The 24,781-nt window shown below is 70.8% G+C and carries 27 protein-coding genes and 1 pseudogene; 17 read left to right on the forward strand and 11 right to left on the reverse strand.

Translation table 11 applies throughout. The annotated features are described in order from the left end of the window. Window positions 1-61 precede the first annotated feature (61 nt). The 6 genes from BJY18_RS26975 to BJY18_RS27000 all read left to right on the forward strand — a co-directional run bounded on the left by BJY18_RS26975 (window position 62) and on the right by BJY18_RS27000 (window position 6,780). On the forward strand, window positions 62-3,112 hold the full coding sequence (locus BJY18_RS26975) for a sensor histidine kinase (RefSeq protein ID WP_184782735.1): 3,051 nt from the start codon (window positions 62-64) through the stop codon (window positions 3,110-3,112). After that, on the forward strand, window positions 3,109-3,585 hold the full coding sequence (locus BJY18_RS26980) for a roadblock/LC7 domain-containing protein (protein WP_376774731.1): 477 nt from the start codon (window positions 3,109-3,111) through the stop codon (window positions 3,583-3,585). The genes BJY18_RS26975 and BJY18_RS26980 overlap by 4 nt, the downstream gene beginning before the upstream one ends. Before the next feature lie 26 nt (window positions 3,586-3,611). Further along, entirely contained in the window at window positions 3,612-4,382 is a 771-nt protein-coding gene (locus BJY18_RS26985; RefSeq protein ID WP_184782736.1) for a DUF742 domain-containing protein, read from the forward strand. After that, entirely contained in the window at window positions 4,363-4,968 is a 606-nt protein-coding gene (locus BJY18_RS26990; RefSeq protein WP_184782737.1) for a GTP-binding protein, read from the forward strand. The genes BJY18_RS26985 and BJY18_RS26990 overlap by 20 nt, the downstream gene beginning before the upstream one ends. A gap of 397 nt (window positions 4,969-5,365) precedes the next feature. Next, window positions 5,366-5,806 (forward strand): roadblock/LC7 domain-containing protein, encoded by a 441-nt coding sequence (locus tag BJY18_RS26995; RefSeq protein ID WP_184782738.1) that lies wholly within the window; start codon window positions 5,366-5,368, stop codon window positions 5,804-5,806. After that, window positions 5,803-6,780, forward strand: coding sequence for a DUF742 domain-containing protein (locus BJY18_RS27000; protein WP_184782739.1), 978 nt, complete (start codon window positions 5,803-5,805; stop codon window positions 6,778-6,780). The genes BJY18_RS26995 and BJY18_RS27000 overlap by 4 nt, the downstream gene beginning before the upstream one ends. A 14-nt stretch (window positions 6,781-6,794) precedes the next feature. Here BJY18_RS27000 and BJY18_RS27005 read toward each other — a convergent pair whose 3' ends face one another. Together BJY18_RS27005 and BJY18_RS27010 are read right to left on the reverse strand one after the other, a co-directional pair. Next, window positions 6,795-7,304 carry a putative immunity protein gene (locus tag BJY18_RS27005; protein ID WP_184782740.1) on the reverse strand — a complete coding sequence of 170 codons (510 nt, stop codon included), beginning with the start codon at window positions 7,302-7,304 and terminating at the stop codon, window positions 6,795-6,797. Window positions 7,305-7,360: 56 nt separating this feature from the next. Next, window positions 7,361-9,601 (reverse strand): helicase-associated domain-containing protein, encoded by a 2,241-nt coding sequence (locus BJY18_RS27010; RefSeq protein ID WP_184782741.1) that lies wholly within the window; start codon window positions 9,599-9,601, stop codon window positions 7,361-7,363. 92 nt (window positions 9,602-9,693) lie between these two features. On the opposite strand from BJY18_RS27010, the gene BJY18_RS27015 reads away from it, so the two are divergent. The 4 genes from BJY18_RS27015 (at window position 9,694) to BJY18_RS37530 (ending at window position 13,011) form a co-directional block, all read left to right on the forward strand. Then, a complete protein-coding gene (locus tag BJY18_RS27015; protein ID WP_184782742.1) occupies window positions 9,694-9,876 on the forward strand; it encodes a hypothetical protein in 183 nt (60 codons plus the stop codon). Between the two features lie 154 nt (window positions 9,877-10,030). Continuing rightward, on the forward strand, window positions 10,031-11,431 hold the full coding sequence (locus BJY18_RS27020; protein ID WP_184782743.1) for an NAD-dependent malic enzyme: 1,401 nt from the start codon (window positions 10,031-10,033) through the stop codon (window positions 11,429-11,431). A 24-nt stretch (window positions 11,432-11,455) separates the two neighbouring features. After that, the gene (moaC, locus tag BJY18_RS27025; protein WP_184782744.1) at window positions 11,456-11,929 is read left to right on the forward strand and encodes a cyclic pyranopterin monophosphate synthase MoaC; all 474 of its coding nucleotides are present in this window, start codon (window positions 11,456-11,458) and stop codon (window positions 11,927-11,929) included. Window positions 11,930-12,042: 113 nt separating this feature from the next. Further along, a complete protein-coding gene (locus tag BJY18_RS37530; protein WP_312873970.1) occupies window positions 12,043-13,011 on the forward strand; it encodes a molybdenum cofactor biosynthesis protein MoaE in 969 nt (322 codons plus the stop codon). A 114-nt stretch (window positions 13,012-13,125) separates the two neighbouring features. Here the strand turns inward: BJY18_RS37530 and BJY18_RS27035 are convergent, their stop codons facing one another. The 3 genes from BJY18_RS27035 to moaA form a co-directional block, all read right to left on the reverse strand. After that, complete coding sequence (locus tag BJY18_RS27035; RefSeq protein ID WP_184782746.1) at window positions 13,126-13,752, reverse strand: transglycosylase family protein; 627 nt, start codon at window positions 13,750-13,752, stop codon at window positions 13,126-13,128. A gap of 664 nt (window positions 13,753-14,416) precedes the next feature. Beyond that, window positions 14,417-14,692 (reverse strand): MoaD/ThiS family protein, encoded by a 276-nt coding sequence (locus BJY18_RS27040; RefSeq protein WP_184782747.1) that lies wholly within the window; start codon window positions 14,690-14,692, stop codon window positions 14,417-14,419. Further along, entirely contained in the window at window positions 14,689-15,753 is a 1,065-nt protein-coding gene (gene moaA / locus BJY18_RS27045; protein WP_184782748.1) for a GTP 3',8-cyclase MoaA, read from the reverse strand. The genes BJY18_RS27040 and moaA overlap by 4 nt, the downstream gene beginning before the upstream one ends. Window positions 15,754-16,000: 247 nt before the next feature. Between moaA and BJY18_RS27050 the strand changes: the two genes are divergently transcribed. The 7 genes and pseudogenes from BJY18_RS27050 (at window position 16,001) to BJY18_RS27075 (ending at window position 20,781) form a co-directional block, all read left to right on the forward strand. Then, window positions 16,001-16,405 (forward strand): TOBE domain-containing protein, encoded by a 405-nt coding sequence (locus BJY18_RS27050; protein WP_184782749.1) that lies wholly within the window; start codon window positions 16,001-16,003, stop codon window positions 16,403-16,405. After that, complete coding sequence (modA, locus tag BJY18_RS27055) at window positions 16,402-17,205, forward strand: molybdate ABC transporter substrate-binding protein (RefSeq protein ID WP_184782750.1); 804 nt, start codon at window positions 16,402-16,404, stop codon at window positions 17,203-17,205. The genes BJY18_RS27050 and modA overlap by 4 nt, the downstream gene beginning before the upstream one ends. A 55-nt stretch (window positions 17,206-17,260) precedes the next feature. Continuing rightward, the gene (locus BJY18_RS27060; RefSeq protein WP_184782751.1) at window positions 17,261-18,028 is read left to right on the forward strand and encodes an ABC transporter permease; all 768 of its coding nucleotides are present in this window, start codon (window positions 17,261-17,263) and stop codon (window positions 18,026-18,028) included. Continuing rightward, window positions 18,025-18,594 (forward strand): annotated as a pseudogene (locus BJY18_RS38265) (sulfate/molybdate ABC transporter ATP-binding protein); the annotation flags it as partial. The gene BJY18_RS27060 and the pseudogene BJY18_RS38265, both read left to right, overlap by 4 nt. A 267-nt stretch (window positions 18,595-18,861) precedes the next feature. Then, window positions 18,862-19,104: a TOBE domain-containing protein gene (locus BJY18_RS38270; protein ID WP_446680366.1), complete on the forward strand. Its 243-nt coding sequence runs from the start codon at window positions 18,862-18,864 to the stop codon at window positions 19,102-19,104. 50 nt (window positions 19,105-19,154) lie between these two features. Continuing rightward, window positions 19,155-19,949 (forward strand): HAD-IIA family hydrolase, encoded by a 795-nt coding sequence (locus BJY18_RS27070; RefSeq protein WP_184784865.1) that lies wholly within the window; start codon window positions 19,155-19,157, stop codon window positions 19,947-19,949. A 37-nt stretch (window positions 19,950-19,986) separates the two neighbouring features. Then, the gene (locus tag BJY18_RS27075) at window positions 19,987-20,781 is read left to right on the forward strand and encodes a metallophosphoesterase (protein ID WP_184782753.1); all 795 of its coding nucleotides are present in this window, start codon (window positions 19,987-19,989) and stop codon (window positions 20,779-20,781) included. 125 nt (window positions 20,782-20,906) lie between these two features. Here the strand turns inward: BJY18_RS27075 and BJY18_RS38100 are convergent, their stop codons facing one another. The 6 genes from BJY18_RS38100 to BJY18_RS27100 all read right to left on the reverse strand — a co-directional run bounded on the left by BJY18_RS38100 (window position 20,907) and on the right by BJY18_RS27100 (window position 24,744). Continuing rightward, window positions 20,907-21,134: a hypothetical protein gene (locus tag BJY18_RS38100; protein WP_376774732.1), complete on the reverse strand. Its 228-nt coding sequence runs from the start codon at window positions 21,132-21,134 to the stop codon at window positions 20,907-20,909. Between the two features lie 27 nt (window positions 21,135-21,161). Further along, entirely contained in the window at window positions 21,162-21,377 is a 216-nt protein-coding gene (locus BJY18_RS38105; RefSeq protein WP_376774733.1) for a transposase, read from the reverse strand. Window positions 21,378-21,381: 4 nt separating this feature from the next. Continuing rightward, the gene (locus BJY18_RS27085) at window positions 21,382-21,756 is read right to left on the reverse strand and encodes a YccF domain-containing protein (protein WP_184782754.1); all 375 of its coding nucleotides are present in this window, start codon (window positions 21,754-21,756) and stop codon (window positions 21,382-21,384) included. Continuing rightward, the gene (locus BJY18_RS27090) at window positions 21,756-22,511 is read right to left on the reverse strand and encodes a PhzF family protein (RefSeq protein WP_184782755.1); all 756 of its coding nucleotides are present in this window, start codon (window positions 22,509-22,511) and stop codon (window positions 21,756-21,758) included. The genes BJY18_RS27085 and BJY18_RS27090 overlap by 1 nt, the downstream gene beginning before the upstream one ends. Before the next feature lie 284 nt (window positions 22,512-22,795). Continuing rightward, window positions 22,796-24,262: a hypothetical protein gene (locus tag BJY18_RS27095; RefSeq protein WP_184782756.1), complete on the reverse strand. Its 1,467-nt coding sequence runs from the start codon at window positions 24,260-24,262 to the stop codon at window positions 22,796-22,798. Further along, window positions 24,259-24,744, reverse strand: coding sequence for a hypothetical protein (locus BJY18_RS27100; RefSeq protein ID WP_184782757.1), 486 nt, complete (start codon window positions 24,742-24,744; stop codon window positions 24,259-24,261). Before BJY18_RS27100 ends, BJY18_RS27095 begins: the two co-directional genes overlap by 4 nt. Window positions 24,745-24,781: the final 37 nt, after the last annotated feature.

The raw sequence follows: 24,781 nt of genomic DNA on the forward strand, positions 1-24,781 counted from the left end.
GGGCACGGCAGGTTTCGAAGCACAGGGTCCCTCGGGCCCGGACGACGATGGTGGTGCGGCGGTGCCGAACGAAGACGCCGCGGGGGCGGGAGGGGCCCCTGCGCGAGAGAGCGGATCGAGCGGACGACGCTCCTTCTTCGCGCTGGGCAACTGGCGGCTCCGGTCGAAGCTCGCCCTCATCCTGATCATCCCGACGCTCACCGCGCTGGTGCTCGGTGTGCTGCGCGTGGTCGACGACGTACGGGAGGCCGCGCAGCTGGGACGGACCGCCGACCAGGTCGCGTTCGCGCAGAAGGTGACCGGCGTGGTGCACGACCTGGAAGGGGAGCGGGCGCTGGCGGTGGCCCGGATCGCCTCCGGTGACCCACTGCGCCAGGCCGGCCTCGACGCGCAGGTGGCCAAGGTCGACCGCGGGGTGGACGACCTGCGGGACGCGGCGGTCAACCTGCACACCGACGACCAGGCCACCAGCGACCGCTACGCCCGCGGCCTGCAGCGGCTGGACGCGCTGCGCCCGCTGCGCGCGGCGATCGGCTCCTCCTCTTATTCCGACCTCGCCGCGCTGGACACCTATTCGTCCATTCTCGACTCGCTGGTGCAGCTGGGCCGCGAGGTGACCACCGCGACCAGTGACCGTGACCTGCTCCGGCTCGGCACGAGCACGCAGTCGATCAGCGAGGCCAAGGAATTCATCCTGCGCGGGGACAGCGCACTGCAGATCTCCGCGTTCCGCAACAGCTTCCCCGGCAGCCTGCTCGACGAGACCCGCGCCGCGGAGGCGAGCGGGGACGCCTCGATCTCGGTGTTCCTCGCCAACGCCACCGACGACCAGGTCCAGCTGTACAACGACACCTACTCCGGTCCGGAGGTCGACGACCGGCGCCGGATCGAGACGTCCGCGTTCTCGGTCGCCCAGCAGACCCAGAACCAGGCGCTCAACATCGACCCCACGCGGTTGAGCCAGGACTCCACGATCGCCTCGGACAAGCTCCGCGCGGTCGAGAGCAACCTGCTGACCCAGCTGCGCGCGCAGGCGGACAGCCTCGCCGGCACGGCGGTGCGCTCCGCCTGGATCGGGGGCGTGGTCGTGCTCGCCGCCCTGATCGCGGCCCTGATCCTGATGCTCGCGATCGCCCGGTTGATGCTGCGCCCGCTGCGGGTGCTGCGGCGCACCGCGCTCGACGTGGCCTACACCCGGCTGCCCGAGACCGTGCAGTCGATCCTGGACGATCCGGATCCGGTCAACGCCTCGAAGAAGGCGGTGGACCCGGTGCCGGTCGCCTCCCGCGACGAGATCGGCGAGGTGGCGCGCTCGTTCGACGTGGTGCACGAACAGGCCGTGAAGATGGCCGCGGAACAGGCACTGCTGCGCGAGAACGTCAACGGCATCTTCGTGAACCTCTCCCGGCGTTCGCAGCGGCTGGTGGAACGCCAGCTCGGCGTGATCGACCGGCTCGAGGCCGACGAGCAGGACCCGGACCACCTGGCGAGCCTGTTCGAACTGGACCACCTGGCCACCCGGCTGCGGCGCAACGGTGAATCGCTGCTGGTGCTGTCCGGCGCCGGACTCGCGAAGTCGGTGCCGAAGCCGGTGCCCGCCGCCGACGTGATCGGTGCCGCGGTGTCCGAAATCGAGCAGTACGCCCGGATCGAGGTCGGCGCCGTCCCCGAGGTCGCGGTGCAGGGCCTGGCGATCCACGACCTGGTGCACGTGCTGGCTGAGCTGCTGGACAACGCGACCTACTTCTCCGAGCCGGAGACGAAGATCACCGTACGGGCCGTGGTGACCCGCAAGAAGGCGCTCGCCGTCCAGGTCACCGACCACGGTGTCGGCATGAGCGAGGACCGGCTCGCCGAGATCAACTCCCGGCTGGCCGATCCGCCGGACCTGGACGTGTCGGTGACCCGGCGGATGGGTCTGTACGTGGTCGCCCGGCTGGCCCAGCGGCACGGTATCGAGGTGCGGCTGCGGGAGAACGAGGACATCGAGGGCGGCGTGATCGCCCGCGTGGTGGTCCCCGCCGAACTGCTCACCGAACTCCGGATCGCCGCCCCGGTGCCGTCGGCGCCGCGGCACACCCCGCCGCCGCCGAACCGCAACGAGGTGTCGCACCCGAGCTTCCCGCCGGTCAACCGGGAACCGGAACCGGCGCCGGAGCCCCCCGCGGTGCCTGCCCAGTCGGTCGGCGGCCTGGTGCCGCTCGACCAGCCGATCAGCCTCGACGACCTGGTCGCGGGCAACCGGGCGGCCGGACCGTTCCTGAGCCCGGAGACCCCGGCCGCGGAGGCGCCGGCGTGGCCGACGGCCGAGGACCTGGCCCCGCTCACCCGGGACTCCAACGGCGACGGGGCGAGCATGGCCGAAACCCAGTTCGCGCCGCTGGTTCTGCCGAAGCGCGAACCGAAGTACGTGGCACCGGAGGAGCCGAAGGCCCCCGAACCGGCCGCCGACGACGGCGCGTCCGCGCTCGAGGACGAAGTGCCGACCCGGCGGCTCCCGATCTACCAGTCGGTACTCTCCCGCTGGTTCAGTGAGGGCAGTGAAGCCGGGGAAGGCGGGGACGAGGGCGAACCCGGTCCTGTTCCCACCACCGGCGACGAGACGGCGGCAGCGGCGGAACCCGCCGGACCGGCCGCCCCGCGCGAACCGGTCGCGCCGGCCGAACCGGCCGGCGCGCGCGAGGAGGAGCCGATCGAAGCGACGCCGCTCTACCCCGGTCCGGAGGGCCCGGGCGACGAAGGCTGGCACAGTGCCTCGGACGAGGGCTGGCAGGCTGCCCAGTCGCTGCTCGAGTCGAAGAACGAGGAAGTGACGTCGGCCGGGCTGCCCAAGCGCATCCCGAACGCGTACCTGGTCCCCGGGTCGATCACCCCTTCCCAGGCGCAGGCCGAACCGCAGAACTCGTTCACCGACGAGACCGCCGGACTGCCCGGAACGGGTGCTATCACCCGCTCGGCGACAGCGGCACGCAGCCGGATGGCAAGCTTCCAGCGTGGGTACACCTCCGGACGGCACGCATTGAAGGAACGGCCGGCGGAGGCCCGGCTCGAGGACGAGGTGCGAGTCACCGGGGCCGGGTACGTGAGCGACAGCAGTGAGGAGCGACAGTGACACGGGCGGGTGCAGTGCAGCCGGGAGGCGGCTCGACGCAGCCGAACGGCAGGGCGGCCGGCGGCGCGGCGGGTAGCTTCGCGTGGCTGATCACGGATTTCGTGCACCGGGTTCCCGGTGCGGCGCACGCAGTGGTCGTCTCGGCCGACGGTCTGCTTCTCGCGGCTTCGCGCGGGTTGCCGAAGGACCGCGCGGACCAGCTCGCGGCGGTGGCCTCCGGGCTCACCAGCCTCGCGCGGGGTGCGGCGAAGGTGTTCGAAGGCGGCCCGGTCGCGCAGACCGTGGTCGAGATGGCCAACGGCTTCCTCTTTCTCATGTCGGTGTCCGACGGTTCGTGCCTGGCTGTGCTGGGTTCGCCGGAAAGTGACATCGGCCTGGTGGTGTACGAGATGACGTTGCTCGTCGAACGGGTCGGGCAGCAGCTGACCCCGGAGATGCGCGCGCAACTGCAGGGCGCTGCGGTCCGCCGCTAGGCGGGCCGGGAACCAGGGAGTGAGCCGTGGACGACGGGCGCTTGCGGGGCGATGGCCGGCTCGGGGACGACTCCACCGGTGGGTGGGGTGAGCGGGACCGGGAACGGGAGGACTGGAAGTCCTTCCGCGACCGGGTCGACCGCGAGTGGCGGGCCCGGCACGCCCGCGCCGAATCCGATGCCGAACCGGAGCCGGAGCGCGAGCCGCCGAATTGGGTGACCGATTCCAACGCCGGGCAGCAGCCGGGGATCACCGCCGTGCCCGGGTACCGCGACCGGTTGCTCGGCGGACCCGGTTCGGAGTTGTTCGGCGGTGCCAGCGGGCCGCTCTACGATTCGGCCGAGTTCGCCGCGTTCAGCGCGGCCCACGACGGTTCGCCCGGCCCCTCGTCGAACGACCTCGCCGCGGCACTGCCCGCGCAGGCCGCGAGCGAGCCGCCGGTGACCGAGGTGGAGACCTCCGGGCTCGTGCGGCCCTACTTCCGCACGCGCGGCCGGACCAAGCCGACCTACGACCTCGCGATCGAAGCACTGGTCTCGACCAGTGACCAGGGTCGGGTGCTGGACCGGGTCCGGGTACCCGAGCACCGGTCGATCTGCGATCTGTGCCTGGACACCCGGTCGGTGGCCGAGGTCGCGGCGCTGTTGCGGCTGCCGCTCGGCGTGGTGCGGGTGCTGATTGGTGACGTGGCGGGACTCGGCCTGGTGCTGGTGCACACCTCCAGCAGCACGACCGCGGGCGACCGCCCCAGTATCGAGTTCATGGAAAGGGTGCTCAGTGGGCTTCGGAGAATTTGACTCCGACGCGAACACACCGCACACAGGTCCGACCTCGTCGGCCAAGATCGTCGTCGCGGGTGGGTTCGGTTCGGGTAAGACGACTATGGTCGGGGCGATCTCCGAGATCGATCCACTGACCACCGAGGCCATGATGACCGAGGCGAGTGTCGGGCACGACGACGTCACGGCCACGCCCGACAAGACGACCACCACGGTCGCCATGGACTTCGGCCGGATCTCGCTCGACTCGGACCTGGTGCTGTACGTGTTCGGCACGCCGGGCCAGCACCGGTTCTGGTTCATGTGGGACGACCTCGCGGTCGGGGCGATCGGCGCGGTGGTGCTGGTGGACACCCGGCGGCTGGCCGACGCCTTCCCGTCCATCGACTTCTTCGAGAACCGGAAGCTGCCCTACGTGGTGGCGATCAACTGTTTCGACCGCCTGCTGCACCACCAGATCGAGGATGTGCGGCACGCGCTGACGATCTCCCCGTCGGTGCCGATCATGGCCTGCGACGCGCGGGAACGGGACTCGGCCAAGCAGGTGCTGATCTCCGTCGTCCAGCACGCGATCGCGCACGACACGGCACTGCGGGCAGGCTGAACCCGGGTACCCGGAGCCGGATGCGGCCGTTGGAGTGAACTCCGCGGTCTTCACCCGCTTCGGGGAGTGGTGCCTCCGGCCGGAGCCGGGAGACTGTCTCCCGCTCGCCCCGGCCGGAGCCGGCAGGACCTCGATCGGGCTGCCGGAACGCTGGTGACCTGCGTGGACACCCCTCCGCGCGGGCCCTCCGGCGGCACGACCGAGTGACCCGCGATGGCGTGGTCGCGCCTGCGTCCCCACGACGTAGGCGCGGAAGTACGCGTACCCTGCCCGGGCGCACGCTCGACATGGCCGGGCAGGTGAATACGCTGGGACGGCGTCCGCACGCCGGCCGGGCGGACAGGACCGCCCGGGTGACGGGCGGGTGCGCGGCAGCGTTCGACAGCTTGGAGGGCCAGTGACCTATCCCGGGACCGATTCCGGCCGGCCGGCGGAACAGGGCACGTTCGGCTGGCTCGTCTCGGACTTCGTGCGCCGGGTCCCGGGTGCCGCGCACGCAGTGCTGGTGTCCGCCGACGGGCTGCTGCTGGCCCCGTCCGACGGCCTGCCGCAGGACCGCGCCGAGCAGCTCTCCGCGGTCGCGTCCGGGCTGGTGAGCCTCACCCAGGGCGCCGCCCGCTGCTTCGAGGCGGGCGGGGTCAACCAGACCGTGGTGGAGATGGAGGGCGGGTACCTCTTCCTGATGGCGGTGTCCGACGGGTCGTCGCTGGCCGTGCTGGCCGCGCCCTCGTGCGACATCGGGGCCGTGGCCTACGAGATGACGCTGCTCGTGGAGCGGGTCGGCCAGCAGATCACGCCCGAGCTGCGGGCCCAGCTGCAAGGTGGGGTGCGTGGGTGAGGATCTCGGGTTTCGGCGAGCAGGAGACGGGTGCCTGGGACGCACTGCACCGGGGCACCGACCGTGAGTCGTTCGACTCACCCAGCCACTACGAGCTGAGCACGCTGAAGACGATGCTGCCGCATCGCCGCCCGCATCCGCCCCGTCCCACCCCGCCACCACCCCCGCCTCCGGACTACGACGACGGCTGGGACACCGGGGAATCCGGCCACAGCGAGGAACCCGCGGAGTCCCGCGGTCACCACGCGGCCCCCGAACCACCGCCGGCAAGGCGGCGGCGCCGGGCCGTTCCACCGCTGACCGAGGAGCCGGCGCCCGCCCCGCCGGTGCCCGCTCCACCAGCGCCCGCCCCGCCGCTGGCAGAGGAGCCGGTGCCCGCTCCGCCGGCAGCCGACCCCTACTCGTTCGACGAGTACGCCGACAGCTCCGGGTCGCCGGGTGCGGACGATCGGATGGTCCCGGAGGAGTCCGCGTACCGCCGCCACCGCGCGGAGGAGCCGCCGCCGTCCGGCCTCAGCCGGCACGCGCTCGCGGAGGAGCCGGAGGACCGGGCGGCGTCCGATCTGGACCAGTTCTGGTCCGCTGCCGTGGAGAGCGGGGGCGGGCCGGAGCCGGATGACCCGGCGCCGGCCAAACCGAGGTCGCGCGTCCGCCCGTACGCCCGCACGCGGGGCCGGACCCGCTCGGACCACAACCTGGCCCTCGAAGCACTCGTCTCGACCAGCGACAGTGGCCGCCGCTACCGCGGGGTGCGCTCCATCGAGCACCGGCGCATCTGCGACCTGTGCCTGGACACCCGGTCGGTCGCCGAGATCGCCGCCCACCTGCACCTGCCGCTCGGCGTGGTGAAGGTACTCGTGGGCGACATGGCGGACATCGGCCTGGTCCTGCTGCACCAGACCGAACTCATCCTGGGAGACCGATCCTCGCGCGATTTCATGGAACGGGTCCTGCTGGGTCTGCGCGGTCTCTGACCGCCGTCGGCGTTTCAGGCGGAGAAGGCCGACCAGCAGATGCTGTCGCGGCGGGCCTGGTCTTCGAGGACCAGGGTGCGGATCGGGTCGGGTAGTTGGTCGCGCTGCCAGTCGCGTTCGGCCCGGCCTGTCTCGGGGGCGTCCGGGTGCGCGCTGCGCACGGCCTTGATCGCGTACGCCGCGGCGCCGAGGTCGTGTTCCGCGACGTGGCCGACGCAGGCGGCCTGCCCGGCCGAGTAGGCGGCGAAGCGGGCTGCCCCGGCGAGGGGCCGAGCGGCCCCCATCGCGTGCCCGCCCAGCGCGCGCGCCCGCATCATCGGCAGGTCGCCGCTCGCCCAGGCCCGGGCGGCCGCGATCGCTTCCCGTGGTCGTGCATCGCCGGGCTGCTCGCGTTCGAACCAGTCCAGGACGTGCTCAGCGCACATCGCCGCCCACAGCGCGAGCAACTGGTGATCCGAGTCGGTCAGCGAGCCACCTCGGCGGATGGTCACCATGCGGGGATCACGCACTGCCGGCAGGATCATCTTCCCTCCAGGACTCGCGAAGGCCGAACTCCCTCAGCCGGCCCGAACTGCGCCGGTCAGTCTTCCACCAGCGCCGCGGAAGTGATGCGGTGCAACGGATATCGCTCCTGGTTCGCACCTTCCAGCACGCCGCCGCCGACGCGCAGCGGGCGCACCACGCGCTGACTGGCCGTGCCGCGGGAGTCGACGAAACCGATCCACACCTCACGCTGTTCCAGGGTCGCCCGGGACAGCAGGTCGAGGGTCGCCGTGGTGTCCTTGCCGCCACCTCCGGGCGCCCGTACCGCGGAACCGCGCCGGCGGGCCGCCGCCTGGTCACCGGCACGGAGGTTGGACACGATGCGGGTGGCCTGTTCTTCGGACAGCACCGCGGGTTCGCCGGGGCGCGCGCGGGCGGTGCGGGCGCGGCCCGGCAGCCGGCGCCCGCTCGGACGCAGGTCGACCACGCGGCCGTCCGGTCCTTCGGCGGCCGGGGCGAAACCCGCCCCCCGCAACGCTTCCAACACGTCGGCCAGCGGGGCCGAGCTGATCAGCACGGTCGGCGCGATCATTCGCAGGTCGTACTCTCCGGCGACCGGATGGGCCAGGACTTCGGCCAGCAGCGCTTCGTCGTCGCAGCGCAGGAACGATCCGGCCGCCCCGCCGCGCAACCGGCCGTGGCGGCGGGCCACGTCGTCGATCAGGTAGGTGAGTCCCTGCGGTACCGGGGTGGCCGATTTGTCGCGGAACATCGCGTGCAGCTCGTCCGCGGTGCGCCCGGTGTCGAGTGCCCGGCGCACGGACGTTTCGGTGACCCGGTAGACCGTGGCGTGCCCGGCCGATTCGACGTCGGCGACCGCGGCCATGGCGGCGGCAAGGTCGGTCTCGAGCGGGCCCGGCGCGACCACCGTCAGGTCGGCCTGCACGAGTACGTGGTCCACCGGCGTGGGCAACGCGTCGTGCAGGGCTTCCACGGCGCCCGCGCGGTCGTCGTCCAGGAGCAGCCGGGTGCCCGTGGTCAGTCCGCCGAGGCCGACGAGCCCGAGTGCGGTCGCCTCCGCCATCGTCCACCGCACGGTCTCGTCCCGCAGCCGGCCGCCACGCCGCGGCGCCCGCCAAGCCAGCACCTGGACCAGCTCGTCGACGCTCTTCACTCCCGCGCCTTCGGGCAGTTCGGCCAGCGCGGCGAGCACCCGCCGCCGCCCGGCCGGGGCCAACGGCCGCCGCAGCTCTTCCGACAACGGCGCGATCGGCTTGTCCTTGGCGTCCCGCCCGCCGGCGAGGCCCGGTAGCCGCGGCAGTTCGAGCCACGCCTGCGCGAGCGTCATCCAGCGCTGCACCGCCGGTGAAGCGAGCCAGCTGTCGGTGAGCGTGGTCGGCACCCATTCCGGCGTGGTGTTCTCGCTGTCGGCCACGAGCCCGGCGCCCACGACCAGCTCGGCCAGCAGCGTCGCGCGTGGTTCGTCCACATCGAGGTCCTTGGCCAGCTTCTTCAGCTCGCGCACGCCGAGCCCGCCTGCCTTCAGCACCGGCGGCGGGAGCTGCGACCAGGACCGGAGCAGGGATTCCACCTGCCGCAGCAGTTCCATCGCCTCGCCGGCCGCGGTCTCGTCCACCGTGTCCGTCCGATGTGGATGGACCGGCAGCTCCGGTTCGGTCAGCGTGGCCGGTTCGAACGCGACCCCGCCGCGCAGCAGCAGTCCCAGCTCCCTGGGCAGCTCCACGGTCTGGTCGTCGCGGCGCAGCAGCAGGCCGCGGGCGAGCAGCTTCTGCACCGGCGTGGCCGCGTCCGAAAGCGACACATCGAAGCTCGCGTCCCGGGTGCGGCCGATCGGCGGGCCGGCGGCGAGCGCGGTGAGCACGGCCCGTTCGTCCTCCCCGGCCTCGGCCAGCCGGGCCTCGACGTCGGTGGCCGCCAGCGCGGGCGACGGCGCACCGAGCCCGGCCGGGAACGGCCCCAGCGCGTCGCGGGCCGCGGGCGGCACCCGGAGCGCGTCGTCCGCGCCCCACACGAGTACCCGGGCACGGAGCTTCGCGAGCGAGCCCGCGACGTCGCGGCCGACGAGCGCGCGTACCTCGGACACCGGCACGGTCGCCGCGTCGGCGCCCGCGACCAGCAGCGCGTCGAGGACCGCGAGGGTGGCGGTGTCGAGGTCTTCGCAGGCTCGGGCGACCGATCCGGGGGTCCCGGCGCGGGTGGCGAGCACGGTGGTGTCGGACGGTGGGGGCGTGGACAGATCGCGACGCGTGCGCAGCAGCTCGGCGAGTGCCTCGTCGGGCTCCGCACGCAGCCAGTCCGCCAGAGAGGTCGCGGGCATAGAACTCCAGGATACCGGGCGGGTGCGCGGGCGCGGGCGGCGTTCGGGCAGACTGTGGGTGAGCAGTCGGAAGAGGGTCTCGGGAGGACACAGTGGCCAACGGCGAGAAGCGCACGAACAAGGGCATCGACCCGACCTGGCCGGCCGAACCGGGCGAGCACCCGGTCACCGAGCTGTCGTCCGACCGGCAGGGCGCGCTGTCCCCCTTCGGCGACCTGACCTTCCCCCTGGAGCAGGTGCCCTACGTGCACCCGGAAACCGAGATCAACCGCTGACCCACCTCGTCAGTGGCAGAGCCGGTGCTCACCGGACCCGGCACTCACGAGCGCGAAGTTACCGGCGAGTCACCCGGTTGGCGTCGGGTGGCCGTGGTCACGGGACTAAATTCGGCACCGTCCTACCTTTCCAGGCTCAGCGGGGAGAAGTGCCATGCCGGTTCCCGGTCCCGGGTATTCCATCACTGTCCGGGTCGAGGCCCCGGCTTCGTCCAGCGCCGCCGGTGATCTCACCACCGCCGTCGGGCGCGTCGGTGGGGTGCTGACGGCGTTCGACGTCGTCGAATCGCACGCCGACACCATCGTGATCGACATCAGCGCCAACGCGCTGTCGGAGAACCACGCGCAGGACATCACCCAGGCGCTCGACTCGCTGCCGGGTGTGCGCGTGCGGAAGGTCTCCGACCGGACGTTCCTGATCCACCTCGGCGGCAAGATCGAGGTCAGCCCGAAGGTCGCGCTCCGCAACCGTGACGACCTCTCCCGTGCCTACACGCCGGGTGTCGCGCGGGTGTGCCAGGCGATCGCGGCGAACCCGGAGGACGCGCGCCGGCTGACCATCAAGCGCAACACCGTGGCCGTGCTCACCGACGGGTCCGCGGTGCTCGGCCTCGGCAACATCGGCCCGGCCGCGGCGCTGCCGGTGATGGAGGGCAAGGCGGCGCTGTTCAAGAAGTTCGCCGACGTGGACGCCTGGCCGGTGTGCCTGGACACCCAGGACACCGAGGAGATCATCACGATCGCCAAGGCACTGGCCCCGGTGTACGCCGGGATCAACCTCGAGGACATCGCCGCGCCGCGGTGCTTCGAGATCGAGAAGCGGCTGCGCGAGCAGCTCGACATCCCGGTGTTCCACGACGATCAGCACGGCACCGCGATCGTGGTGGTGGCCGCGCTGCGCAATGCGCTGCGGGTGGTCGGCAAGCGGCTCGAGGACTGCAAGATCGTGGTCAGCGGGGTCGGCGCGGCCGGCTCCGCGATCATCCGGCTGCTGCTGAGCCGGAACCCGGGCGACATCGTCGCCGCGGACATCGACGGCATCGTCCACCCGGACCGCGGCAACCTGGACGACAACCTCGCCTGGATCGCCGAGCACACCAACACCGGCAAGCAGACCGGCACGCTGCACGACGCGCTCGTCGGCGCGGACGTGTTCATCGGCGTTTCCGCCCCGAACCTGTTCGGCGCCGAGCAGGTGGCCACGATGAACTCCGACGCGGTGGTCTTCGCGCTGGCCAACCCGGACCCGGAGGTCGACCCGCTGGAGGCGCAGAAGCACGCCGCCGTGGTGGCCACCGGCCGCAGCGACTTCCCGAACCAGATCAACAACGTGCTGGCCTTCCCCGGCGTGTTCCGCGGTCTGCTCGACGCCGCCGCGCACAACATCGACGACACCATGCTGCTGGCCGCCGCGGACGCGATCGCCGACGTGGTGGACAACGGCAAGCTCAACGCGTCGTTCATCGTGCCGAGTGTGTTCGACAACGCGGTCGCGCCCGCGGTCGCCGAGGCGGTGCGCAACGCCGTGCGCGCGGAGCAGGCCGTCCCGCGCTGACCCCGGCGCAGTAGCCTCGGCGGCGTGAGTGAACTCAGCCACGTCGACGAAACCGGCGCTGCCCGGATGGTCGACGTTTCGGGCAAGACGGCGACCGCCCGCACGGCGCTGGCCGGTGGCACGGTGCACACCACCACCGAGGTGGTGGGCCTGCTGGCCGAGGGCGGCCTGCCGAAGGGCGACGCGCTGGCCACGGCGCGGATCGCCGGGATCATGGCGGCCAAACGCGTGCCGGAGCTGATCCCGCTGTGCCACCAGATCGCGTTGTCCGGGGTGAAGGTCGAGTTCGAGCTGGCCGGGTCCGCGGTGCACATCACGGCCACGGCCAAGACCACCGACGTCACCGGGGTCGAGATGGAGGCTCTCACCGCGGTCGCGGTCGCCGGCCTCACCGTGCACGACATGATCAAGGCGGTGGACCCGGCCGCGAGTCTCGACGCGGTCCGCCTGCTCCGCAAGGACGGCGGCAAAACCGGCACCTGGGAGCGGCAGTCATGACCATCGGCGACGAACCTTCTTCCGGAGCGACGGGCGGCGGGGTGGTGCCTGGGACGTCGGCGGAGAGCGGTGGCGGAACGGTGCCGAGCAGCGGCGACGCACCGTCTCCCGCCGTGGGTACCTCGGCCGCGGAAGGGGTGGCGTCGGCCGCGCCTCGGCGTGCCCGGGTGATCGTGGCGTCCAACCGCGCCGCGCGGGGTGTCTACGAGGACAAGACCGGTCCGGTGATCGTCGCGTGGCTGCGTGAGCGCGGCTACGACGTGCCCGCGCCGGTGGTGGTCGAGGACGGCGATCCGGTGGGCGTGGCGTTGCGGGCCGCGGTGGCCGAGCCCGTCGCCGTCGTGCTGACCACCGGCGGCACCGGCATTTCGCCGACCGACCGGACCCCGGACGTCACCCGCGGCGTACTGGACCACGAGCTGCCCGGCGTCGCGGACGCCATCCGGGCTGCCGGTCTGCCCAAGGTCCCCACCGCGGTCCTCTCCCGTGGAGTGGCCGGGGTCGCGGGCCGCACGCTCGTGGTGAACCTGCCGGGGTCGAGCGGCGGCGTGAAGGACGGACTGCGCGTGCTCGAGGACATTCTCGGCCACGCCGTCGACCAGCTCGCCGGCGGCGACCACCCGCGGCCCGGTCCTGCTGCCGGCGCGACCGGGCACGGGGTGCGGATCCTGCGTGCCGACGTGAGCGACCAGCCGTTGTCGGTGGACGAGCACGCCCGGCTCGTGTCGGACGACGCGGCCGGCGCCGTGGTCACGTTCGCCGGCGTGGTCCGCGACCACGACGGCGGCAAGGGCGTGCGGGACCTGACCTATGAAGGACACCCCACGGCACGCGATGTGCTCACCGAAGTGGTCGCCGAGCTGGCTGCCCGGTGGACCGGCGTCCGGGCGGTCGCCGTGAGCCACCGCGTCGGCGCGCTGACCATCGGCGACATCGCGCTGGCCTGCGCCGTCGCCGCCGACCACCGCCGGGCGGCGTTCACCGCCTGCGCGGACCTCGTCGACGAGGTCAAGGCCCGGCTGCCGGTGTGGAAACACCAGCACTTCACCGACGGCACCGACGAATGGGTCAACTCGCCCTGAGCCGGCCTTGACGCCGAAAAGGGCCCCACCGCCAGGGGATTGACGCGGTGGGGCCCTTTCGTTCGGACTACAGCGGAAGCTGCACCGGTGCCGGCCTCCCGAGGAGGCCGAGGATCACTTGGTGGCGAGCTTCTGGCCGACCGCGATCATGTCGGCGTTCGGCACGTACTTCTCGTTCAGGTCCTGCAGCTTCTGGTAGCCGCCCTGGACGTTGAACTTCTGCGCGATCTTGGTCAGCGTGTCGCCGGCCACGACGGTGTAGTCACCGTTCGGGTTCGAGCTGCCGAGCGCGGCGACCGGCTTGGTCACCTTCTTCGGCGTGGTGCTCTTCGTGGACTTGGACGACGACTTGGTGCTGTGCTTGGTCGTGTGGTGCGAGGAGGACGACGAAGTGCTGCCACCCTTCTTGCTGCACACCGGCCACGCGCCTGGGCCCTGGGCATCCATGACACGCTCGGCCACGGCGATCTGCTGCTCACGCGAAGCGTTCTCCGCGCTGCCGCTGCCGCCATAGGCCTTCCAGGTGCTCTGCGAGAACTGGAGACCACCGTGGTAGCCGTTGCCGGTGTTGGTGCTCCAGTTGCCGCTGCTCTCACACTGCGCGATGGCGTCCCAGTCGGTCGCCGACGCGGGGGTCGTGGCGATGGCGAGGGGCGCGCCGACCGCGATACCCGCGACAGCGACGCGGGCGATCGTGCGGGTGGCAGCGGACATCTTGCGGTGCTTGCCTCGGTACGACATTTGAAAACATCTCGCTTCCTGCGCCTACGAGCCTGCTGCTGTGGGTCGGGTTGGGAGCCCGTCCGCCCGTTGCCGGGCGGCAGACGCGGACGGCACACGGCGTGTCGTCCTCGTCCCCTCGTCCCTGTCCGGAAATGCTTTCGCTCGGGGTATGGGTCCGGGATCCGTCGGACAGGGCTGGGCGCTACGGAATCCCGGTGTTGCTTGGTCGGTTCGGGGCCAACCGAAAAGCGACGGTACGTAACGATGGCCGTGATCGGAAATCATATGGACCGTGACCTACATCACAGTAACACGCGCAACCTTCCTTCGATCCGCATGTTCTCCCAGGTCAGAGCGCCGTTATCAGGCCGTTTTCTGGCCGAGATATTTCACGGATCGTGAGGCTTGGGTCACGTCCATAAGACGTCAAGGGGCCATTCGTACCGCTAAAGCGCGGGTACCTTAACCATTGCCGTAGTGCCTCGCCAGTGCAGTCGGAGTGGTTCTGGGGAAACTGCTTGAATACGCCGTGAGCGAACTGCTTCGGAGAGTAGGTTTAAACGCGAATGCCGCTCAGCGTGGCTGCGACGCGCTCTGCGGTGGTCCGGACCAACCGGCCGGATCGCGGCACTTCGCCGTTCTGTGCGGCACTCAGCCGGGTGAGTGGCGGGATGCGGGAATCTCAGCCGCCGGCGAACGGCGGGAGGACGTCGAGCCGGCAACCGTCACCGAGGGTGCGAGATCGGTCACGTACCGCGACCTCGTTCACGAGGAAGCTGGCGGCTTCGAGGACCCGGGCGAGTTGCCCGGGGTGCAACGCGCGCACCGCGTCGATCGCGCCGGTCACCGTGGTGCCCGCCGGCAGCTCCACCTTCTCCTCGTCCAGGCCGGCCGCGGCCCGTGCGGACGCGAAGTAGCGGACGACGACCGTCACCGCCTGCTGAGCTGGCATGGTCATCCGCCGATCGCACTCATCGGCCGGATCGGCTGCGCGAAGCCGGCCTCGTTGATTTCGTGGCCCGCGAGCTTGCGCCACATGGTCGCCCGCCACGCGTCCGCCACCTCCTCATCGCGCGCGCCCGCGCGCACGAGGGAACGCAGATCCGTTTCGTCGTTCGAGAACAGGCAGGAGCGGACCGCGCCGTCCGCGGTCAGCCGGGTGCGCTCGCAGGCGGAGCAGAACGGCCTGGTCACCGACGCGATCACGCCCACGTCACCGGGTCCGCCGTCGACCAGCCAGCGTTCCGCCGGGGCGCCACCGCGGGCCGCCGGGAACGGCGACAGCTCGAACTGCTCGCCGAGCTTGGCCAGGATCTCCTCGGCGGTGATCATGTCCGCGCGGTCCCAGCCGTGCTGGGCGTCCAGCGGCATCTGCTCGATGAACCGCAGGTGGTAGCCCTCGTCCAGGCAGAATCGCAGCAGCGGCGCGGCCTCGTCCTCGTTCAGCCCGCGCATCAGTACCGAGTTGATCTTCACCGGCGTGAGGCCCGCGTCGCGCGCGGCGGCGAGCCCGGCCAGCACGTGCGGGAGCCGGTCGCGGCGGGTCAGCTCCGCGAACCGTGCGCGATCGATCGTGTCGAGCGAGACGTTGATCCGGTCCAGCCCCGCCGCGGCGAGCCCGCTCGCGCGCTTGGCCAGTCCGATCCCGTTGGTGGTCATCGAGACCCGCGGGCGCGGGCGCAGTGCGGTGACCCGTCCGACGATGTCCTCCAGGCCCGGGCGCAGGAGCGGTTCGCCGCCGGTGAGCCGGATGTCGGTGATGCCCAGCTGCTCGACCGCGATGCGCATCAGCCGCACCAGCTCGTCGTCGGTCAGCACCTGGTCGCCGGGCAGCCAGTCGAGCCCCTCGGCCGGCATGCAGTAGGTACAGCGCAGATTGCACCGGTCGGTGAGGGAGACTCGCAGGTCGGTCGCCACGCGACCGAAGGAGTCGACGAGACCGGGATGCTCGGGACGGGGCGCGCTGGCGGGACCTCGTGTACCGGGGACGCGAGGAAACCCGAGATGTACTGCGGTCATTGTGCCCAGGATAGCTCGGCCGGAGCGGAAAAGCAGAGGTGCATCGTGTCCGAAGTCACCGGTTTTCTCCGTGCCAGGTTTCCACGTGGTGGGACCGGTGCGGAATCCCTTGTCCAGCGCCGGATCGGGCCGGTCGCGGCGGGCACGGGAAAGCCTGCCGTCGGGGCCGCGCTGAATGATCGAAGCGTTACCCGGAAAATCGGCGACCGCATGGCTTTTCCGCATCTGCGGCGATAATGTTCCGGCCATGCCGCAATTTCGGTTGTCCGAGGCCGCCCGGCTGCTCGGCGTCAGTGACGACACGGTTCGCCGGTGGGTCCGGGCCGGCCAGCTGACCGCGTCCGAGGACGCGGCCGGCCGCAAGGTGGTCGACGGGGCCCAGCTCGCCGGGTTCGCCCGAGCGCAGGCGGCCGGTCCCGAGGATCCGTCGGCGGTCGGGCGCTCCGCACGCAACCGCTTCGTCGGGCTGGTCACCGAGGTCGTCGCCGACAAGGTGATGGCCCAGGTCGAGCTCCAGTGCGGGGCGCACCGAGTGGTGTCACTGATGAGCACCGAAGCCGTTCGCGAGCTCGGGCTGCGCCCGGGCGTGCTCGCGGTGGCCGTGGTGAAGGCGACCACCGTCGTGGTGGAAACCCCGGAAGGAAGCAGATGAAGAAGCTCGCCCTAGTCGCTGCCGGCACCACGGCGGTCGCCCTGCTCGCGGGTGCGTGCAGTTCGGGCGACGAGCCCAGCAGCAGTGCCGGTCCGGGATCGAGCGCGGCGCCCGCGCCGAGCAGCGGCACGCTGACCGTGTTCGCCGCGGCCTCGCTGACCGAATCGTTCACCGCGCTGGGCAAGCAGTTCGAGGCCGCGCACCCGGGGGTCAAGGTCTCCTTCGACTTCGAGGGCTCCTCGTCCCTGGTCCAGAAGCTGGACAACGGGGCCAAGGCGGACGTGTTCGCCTCGGCCGACGAGAAGAACATGACCAAGGCGGTCGACGGTGGCGTGATCGACGGGCAGCCCACCGTGTTCGCCACCAACAAGCTGGCCATCGCGGTGGCCAAGGGCAACCCGAAGGGCATCAAGTCCTTCGCCGACCTGGCCGGGGACGGGCTCACCGTCGTGGTCTGCGCGCCGCAGGTGCCGTGTGGTTCGGCCACCGAGAAGGTGGAGAAGAGCACCGGAACCACGCTCAAGCCGGCGAGCGAGGAAAAAGACGTGAAGCAGGTCCTGACGAAGGTCCAGTCCGGGGACGCGGACGCCGGGCTGGTGTACGTGACCGACGCCACGTCCGCGTCGGGCAAGGTGGACAAGGTCGACTTCCCGGAGTCGGCGGGCGCGGTCAACAACTATCCGATCGCCTCGGTGAAGGACGCGCCGCAGGCGGCGCTGGCCAAGCAGTTCACCGACTTCGTGCTCGGTGCGCAGGGCAAGGCGGAGCTGACCAAGGTCGGGTTTGGCACGGCCCGGTAGGGGCGGTTCGGGTGCGGCGGCCGGTTCCCGGCCGCCGCATTCGCGTCTTCCCCTCGTGCTCTGGTTCCCCGCCGTCCTCGCGCTGGCGCTGGTGGTGCTGCCGGTCGTCGGCCTGCTGGTGCGCACGAATCTGACCAGGTTCCCCTCGCTGCTGGTGACTCCGTCGTCACTGCACGCGCTGCAGCTGTCGGTGACGACCGCCGCACTGTCCACTGTGGCGTGTGTCGTGCTCGGGGTGCCGCTGGCGGTGGTATTGGCCCGCTCCCGCGTACCCGGCGTACGGCTGCTGCGCTCGGTCGTGCTGCTGCCGCTCGTGCTGCCGCCGGTGGTCGGCGGGCTGGCGCTGCTGTATCTGCTGGGCCGCAAGGGTTTTCTCGGTCAGCTGGTGAACTGGCTGATCGGCGAGCAGGTGCCGTTCACCACAGGCGCGGTGGTGATCGCGCAGACGTTCGTGGCGATGCCGTTCCTGGTGGTCAGCCTGGAAGGTGCGTTGCGTGGTTCGGGGGACCGCTACGAACAGGTCGCGGCCACGCTCGGCGCGCGCCCGTGGACGGTGTTCCGCCGGGTCACGCTGCCGCTGCTGCTGCCCGCGCTCGGTTCCGGCATGGTGCTGAGTTTCGCGCGTGCGCTCGGCGAATTCGGGGCGACCATCACCTTCGCCGGAAGCCTGGAAGGCGTCACCCGTACCTTGCCGCTCGAGGTGTACAACCAGGCCGAGGTGGACATCGACAGCGCGGTGGCGCTCGCGTTGCTGCTCATCGTGGTCGCCATCGTGGTGATCGCGGTGGCCCGGCCGCGTTCGTGGGAAGGCGGTCTGCGGTGACGCTCTCGGCGCGCCTCGCGCTTTCCCGGGGCACCTTCGCCCTCGACGTCGAGTTCACCGTGCCTGCCGGTTCCGTGCTCGCCTTGCTGGGCCCCAACGGTTCCGGAAAGTCCACCGTGCTGGGCAGCCTCGCCGGGCTGCTGCCGGTGCACGGCGCCGACGTGACGCTGGCCGGACGGCAGCTGGTGGGCCCCGGCGTCGACCTGCCACCACACGAGCGCCGGATCGGGCTGCTTTCCCAGGACGCGCTTCTGTTTCCACACCTGTCCGCCGTGGACAACGTCGCGTTCGCCCCGCGTTCGGCAGGGCAGAGCCGTGCGCGGGCGCGCGAGGCCGCGCTCCGGTGGCTGACCGAAGTGGACGCGGCGGAGTTCGCGAAACGCCGGCCGGGGCAGCTCTCGGGCGGGCAGCAGCAGCGGGTGGCGATCGCCCGTGCACTGGCCTCGTCGCCGGAGCTGCTGCTGCTGGACGAACCGTTCGCGGCCCTCGACGTCGACTCGGCACCGGCGATCCGAGGGCTGCTGCGCCGGGTGCTGCGCGAGGGGCCGACGACCGTGCTGGTCACCCACGATCCGCTCGACGCACTGGCGCTGGCCGACCACGTCGCCGTGCTGGCCGGCGGCCGGATCGTCGAACGCGGTCCGACCCGGGAGGTACTGGGTGCGCCACGCACCGCGTTCACCGCCCGGATCGCCGGGCTGAACCTGGTCGCCGGGGTCGCCACCGAGGACGGGCTGCGCACCGCGTCCGGCGAGGTCATCACCGGACTGCCGGCCCCGGACGTCGTGGTGGGCCAGGCGGCCGTCGCGGTGTTCGAGCCCAGCGCGGTGTCGGTGTACCCGCACGACGGGGAGCACCACGGCAGCCCGCGCAACACCGTCGAGGTCACCGTCGCCGGGCTGGAACCACACGGACCGGTGATCCGGTTGCGCGTCGCCGGCGGCCCGCCGTGGGCGGCGGGGCTGTCGGCAGACCTCACGCCGGCTGCGGTCGCGGACCTGGAACTGGAGCCGGGATCGCCGGTCACGCTGTCGGTCAAGGCCGCGACGGTGGCTGTACACCCGGCCGCCGACTGATACGGTTCAGAAGCTGGGCTGGCGTGATCGAGAAACGAGGGCACGAGAAGGTGACCGAACGCCGCTGGACGTACCTGAGCGACATGGACGGTGTCCTGGTGCGCGAGGAGCAGCTCGTGCCACGGGCCGAGGAGTTCCTCGCCGAACTGCGTCGCAACGAGATCGACTTCCTGGTGCTCACCAACAACTCGATCTACACCCCGCGCGATCTGCGTGCGCGGCTGCTGCGCACCGGCCTGGACATCCCCGAGGAGTCGATCTGGACCTCGGCGCTGGCCACCGCGCGGTTCCTGGACTCGCAGCGGCCGAACGGCACCGCGTTCGTGATCGGCGAGGCCGGGCTGACCACGGCGCTGCACGAGGTCGGTTACGTGCTCACTGAACGCGATCCGGACTACGTGGTGCTGGGTGAGACCCGCACGTACAGCTTCAGCGCGATCACCAACGCGATCCGGCTGATCGAACGCGGCGCGAAGTTCATCGCGACGAACCCGGACGCCACCGGTCCCAGCGTGGAGGGCTCGATGCCGGCCACCGGGTCGGTCGCCGCGCTGATCGAGAAGGCCACCGGACGCTCGCCGTACTACGTGGGCAAACCGAACCCACTGATGATGCGGTCCGCGTTGCGCAGGCTCGGCGCGCATTCGGAGTCGACCCTGATGATCGGCGACCGGATGGACACCGACGTGCATTCGGGCATCGAGGCCGGGCTGCAGACGATCCTCGTGCTCACCGGCATCTCCACCGAGGAGTCGGTGGACCGCTACCCGTACCGTCCGACCATGGTGCTCGACTCGGTCGCCGACCTGATCGGGCGAACCGAGGACCCGTTCGGCCAAGGCTGACCGCCACCCGGACGAGAACAGGGCCTATCGTCGAACGATGAGCTTGTACGTGGTGGGGGACGTCCACGGACACCGGGACGCACTCGTCGACGCACTGCGCGCCGAGGGACTGGTCGACGGCGACGGCACGTGGACCGGCGAGCAGGACCGGCTGTGTTTCCTCGGCGACTTCACCGACCGCGGCCCGGACGGCGTCGGGGTCATCGACCTGGTCCGGGATCTGCAGGAGCAGGCGGCCGACGCCGGCGGGTCGGTGCAGATGTTGCTGGGCAACCACGAGATCCTGCTGCTGGGGATGTACCACTTCGGCGATCGCGCGGTGCCGTCCGACTTCGGCCCGCGCAGCTTCGCCCGCAGCTGGGAGATCAACGGCGGCCTGCTGTCGGATCAGGACCGGTTGACTCCCGAGCACATCGAATGGCTCACCGAACGGCCGCTGATGGCACTGGCCGACGACCACCTGCTGATGCACTCCGACACCCTGGAGTACCTCGACTGGGGCGACGACCTGGAGTCGATCAACGCCTCCGTGCACGAGATCCTGACCGGCAACGACCTGGCCGCGTGGTGGGACGTGTGGCGGCGGATGACGACCCGCTACGCCTTCCGCGGCCCGGACGGCGAGGACAACGCCCAGCACCTGCTGGACGCACTGGGCGGCACGCGGATCGTGCACGGCCACAGCGTGATCGCCGACCAGCTGGGCATCCACCCGACCCAGATCGAGGCCCCGTACCTGTACGCGGGCGGCAAGGCCCTCGGCATCGACGGCGGCCTGTTCGTCGGCGGCCCGTGCCTGGTGGTGCGACTGCCGTTCGTCCCGGTGGACTAGGGTGCGTCTGACAATGCTCTGGTCCAGGTGATCACCGCATGCAGGACTACCGCTGATCGGTAGACGATGGCGAGACAGTCGTAGCGAGTGGCCAGACCACGCCATTGCTTGAGCAGGTTGAATCGTCACTCGACCACGTTCCGGTGATCCCGCGGTCGCGCAGATGCCCACGGATCGTCCGCGAGGAGTAAGCCTTGTCGCCGCCCCCTGGTGAGTCGGGTGATGTTGGTGGCGTGCTGATGCGCCCGCGCGATCGTCGAATCCACCGACACCGACCAATCCACCAGACCCGCCGCGTCTGCTTCGGCGAGCAGGCGCGGCAGCACGAGGTCCCAGATACCGTCGCCGGTCATCCGGCGATGCCAGGTCCAGATCGTCTGTCACGGACCGAACACCGCCGGCACATCCCGGCACGCCAACCCGCATCGATACCGGTAGATGATCCCCTCGACCATCGCCCGAGCATCAGAGAACGGACGACCACGCCGACCGGTGCGAACCGGCAGCAGATCCTCGACCAACGCCCACTGCGCATCCGAGAGCAACTGAGACCACCACACGGCCAGCGGCAACCGACGGAAACATCTGTCAGACACGCAACTAGGGCAGGTCCACGATCTCCTTGCCCAGCGGCATCAGGGAAACCGGGATCAGCTTGAAGTTCGCCAGGCCGAGCGGGATGCCGATGATCGTGATGCACAGCGCGATCCCGCTCAGGATGTGCCCGATGGTGAGCCACAGCCCGGCGAAGACGAACCAGACGACGTTGCCCAGCAGCGAGCCGGCGCCCGCGTCCCGGCGGTCCACCACCGTCCGTCCGAACGGCCACAGCGCGTAGGCGGCGATCCGGAACGACGCGATGCCGAACGGGATGGTGACGATCAGGATGCAGCAGACGACGCCGGCCACCAGGTAGCCCAGCGCCATCCACAGGCCGGAGAAGACGAGCCAGATGAGGTTCAGGACCAGACGCATCAGACGTGCAACTCCCCACTCACGACGGTGACCGCCTGTCCGCGCAACCGCACCCGGTCGCCGTCGACGGTGGTCGCGACGACGCCACCCCGTGCCGATACCTGCGCGCCGACCAGCGCGGTCCTGCCCAGTTTCCGGCTCCAGTAGGGCGCGAGGCAGCAGTGCGCGGACCCGGTGACCGGGTCCTCGTCCACGCCGACCCCGGGCCCGAAGAACCGGCTGACGAAATCGGTGCCGGAACCCTTGGCCGTGACGACCAGGCGCCCGGTCCAGGTGTCCCGGAGCGCGTCGAGGTCCGGCTCGGCCCTGCGGACCTCTTCGGCGGTGCCCAGCTCGACGAACAGGTTCTCCCTGGCGCGCCCCACGTAGCTCGGCGTGTACCCGGGAAGAATCCGGCTGACGTCGTCCTGGGTCGCGCGCGGTTCGTCGGCGGGGAAGTCGAGCTCGATCCAGCCGTCGGCATGTTTGGTGCAGCGCAGCAGACCGGAACGGGTGTCGTAGGTCTGCTCCCCGCCGAGCACCTGCGTGGCGGCCACGGTGGCGTGCCCACAGAGATCGACCTCGGTGGCCGGCGTGAACCAGCGCAGCCCGGTGGTGTCTCCGGAGGGCAGCACGAACGCGGTCTCCGAATGCTTCATCTCGGCCGCCACCCGCTGCATCCAGCCAGGATCAGCGGGCCCGTCGAGCACCACGACCCCAGCCGGATTCCCGGCGAACGCATCACCGGTGAAGGCGTCCACCACGTAGAACCGCATACCGTGCACGCTACCGGCGAGCAACCGACGAAACCTCAGGGGTTTCCCCGGGTTTTGCCGGTCTGTCTTGCGTGCGGGAGGTACTCCATCTACTTCAAATACCGCTCGTCGCGGGGATCGGCTGCATTCACTCGGCACTGGCGGGGCCTTTGCACCTCGCGGGCGAAAACCGCACGCCGGACCTCACGAGAGCGCTACCGGCGGGTCTTCGCGGTGGACAGGCCGTAGAACCCGGCTCGGCGGCCGGCGGGACGGGCTCGCCATCCCGCCGGCCCGGCTGGGGGTCAGCCGCCGATGACCGGCGGGGTGATCTTCTCGCCGTCGGGGCCGCGTTCCGGGCGGATCTCGAAGACCTCGTCGGGGTCGATCTGGGTGGGGACCTTGTTCTTGTGTTCCTTGTCCTCTTCCTTCTTCTTGCCGTTTCCGGCTGCTCCGCCGGCGACGCCGTTCTTGCCGGCCTTGGCTGCTTCGGAGGCCGCCGTGGCGCCGCGCTCCAGGCCGGCGGCCTTGCCGCTGCCGCTGCGGTTTCCGCCGCCTTCTTCCGGGACGCCACCCGGTCCCTTGCTGCCGCCGGCGACGCGGTTGCCGGCGTAGCCGCCGCCCGAGCGTCCGGTGCCGATGCCGGGCCGGCTGCGTGGGGTGTCCTGCCCCGCGTTGCCCAGGTTCCCGCCGCCGGCTCCGAGGCCGAGGGCTTCGGGGACGAGCCGTCCGCCGATCCCGCCAGGCGCCGTCGGGCCGCGGAAGCCGCCGGGGCCCGTGCCGGTGGGGTTGAACGCGCCGGAGCCGGTGCTGGCACCGGGGCCCGGGGCGACGCCGTTGCCGCCGCCGACAGTGCTGCCGGGCGGGGTGAAGCCGCTGCCGCCGGGACCGACCGGCTGGCCCGTGGCCGAGAAGTTCCCGCCGCCGCCGGGGCCGCTGTAGGCGCTTCCGCCGGTCGCGGTCACCGGTGACGCGCTGCTGATGTGCGTGCTGTTGTCCGTCCCGCCGAGCTGCGGAGGCGGAGTGTAGGCCGGTTGGCTGGTCGACGTCTCGTGGTACGTGCTGTCGAGTCCGTGCATGACCTGCGTCGCCTGCTGGTGCGCGGCGTCCGCCTGCTGCTGCTTGGCCTGCATCTGGCTGGCCATGGCCGCGCCTTTGAGCGGGTCGCCGCCGGAGAACGCCTGCATGACGTTCTTCATCTCGGCGTCCTGGTTGAACCCCGTCGGCTCGGGCATGTTCTTCTGCGCGTAGTCGGCGGCCGCGGACTGCTGTGAATAGCGGTTCGAACTCAACTGCGCGGCATTGGCGGTCTGCGTGGTGTACTTCGCGGTTTGCTGAAAGAACCCGTGAGCCGCTTCCGCGCCGCTGCCCTGCCATTCGATGCCGGCCGCGCTGGAGGCGTTGCTGAGCGAACTGGAAATGTCGGCGAGCCAGTTGCCGAGCTTGTTGGCGACCCGCCCTTTCGCGTCGATATCGCCCGCGTCCATGTCGGTGTGGACCATGTCGTACAGCTCTTGGTGATCGTGCGACGCGTAATTGGCGTCGGGTGCCGGCCCGTCACCCCGCAGCGTCTGCCCCTCGACGAGATGCTGCCCCTGGGTGACGGAGTAGTTCGCGGCCGCCTGCTGCGTCCGCGCGTCGACCCCGTCCCGGACGTTCTGCTGGTCCTCCGCGCCGAAACGGCCGGGAGCCGCCTGCTGCGACAGCTGGGAGTGCGTGTGACTGTAGTAGTCCGCCTCGTATTCGCGGTGCTGTGCCCGTGGCTCGTTCATGACCCCTCTCCCAAGCCCTTCGCGAAGACCTGCTGATGCGCGTCCTCGGTTTCCCTGTAGTTCTTGCGGGCGATCTTCAGGGCTTCCAGGATTTTCTCGAAACCCTCTTTGAGAAGGTTCATATTCGGAATGAGCGCTTGGTCTACGGGTTCCCCATCGGCGATCTGTGTGTTGAAGTTCGCAACCTGGACCGAGTAGTCGCTGCTTCCCATTTTTGCCGGCTTCCTGAGGAAGGCAAGCTCCAAGTTCATTCCGCTGTACCCATCAAGGAACTCGTGACAGATCTTCTCGTAGGCGCGAAAACCCGCTTCGTTGATCGAGAACCCGCCGCTTTGCGCCAGCGCCTTGAATTGCTTGGCCCCCTCGTTGAGTCGCTGTGCTCCTGCCGCGTCAGTCGGAATGGCCAGCAGACTGCCCGGGTCGGCCGGATTGACCGCACCGGTGTCGACGGGCGGACCGTCGAAGTTCGATTCGCTTGCCATGTTCCCACCCTCCTGAGTGCGTGCGCCACGGACTTGT

Source organism: Amycolatopsis jiangsuensis (assembly GCF_014204865.1).
Lineage (GTDB): Bacteria > Actinomycetota > Actinomycetes > Mycobacteriales > Pseudonocardiaceae > Amycolatopsis > Amycolatopsis jiangsuensis.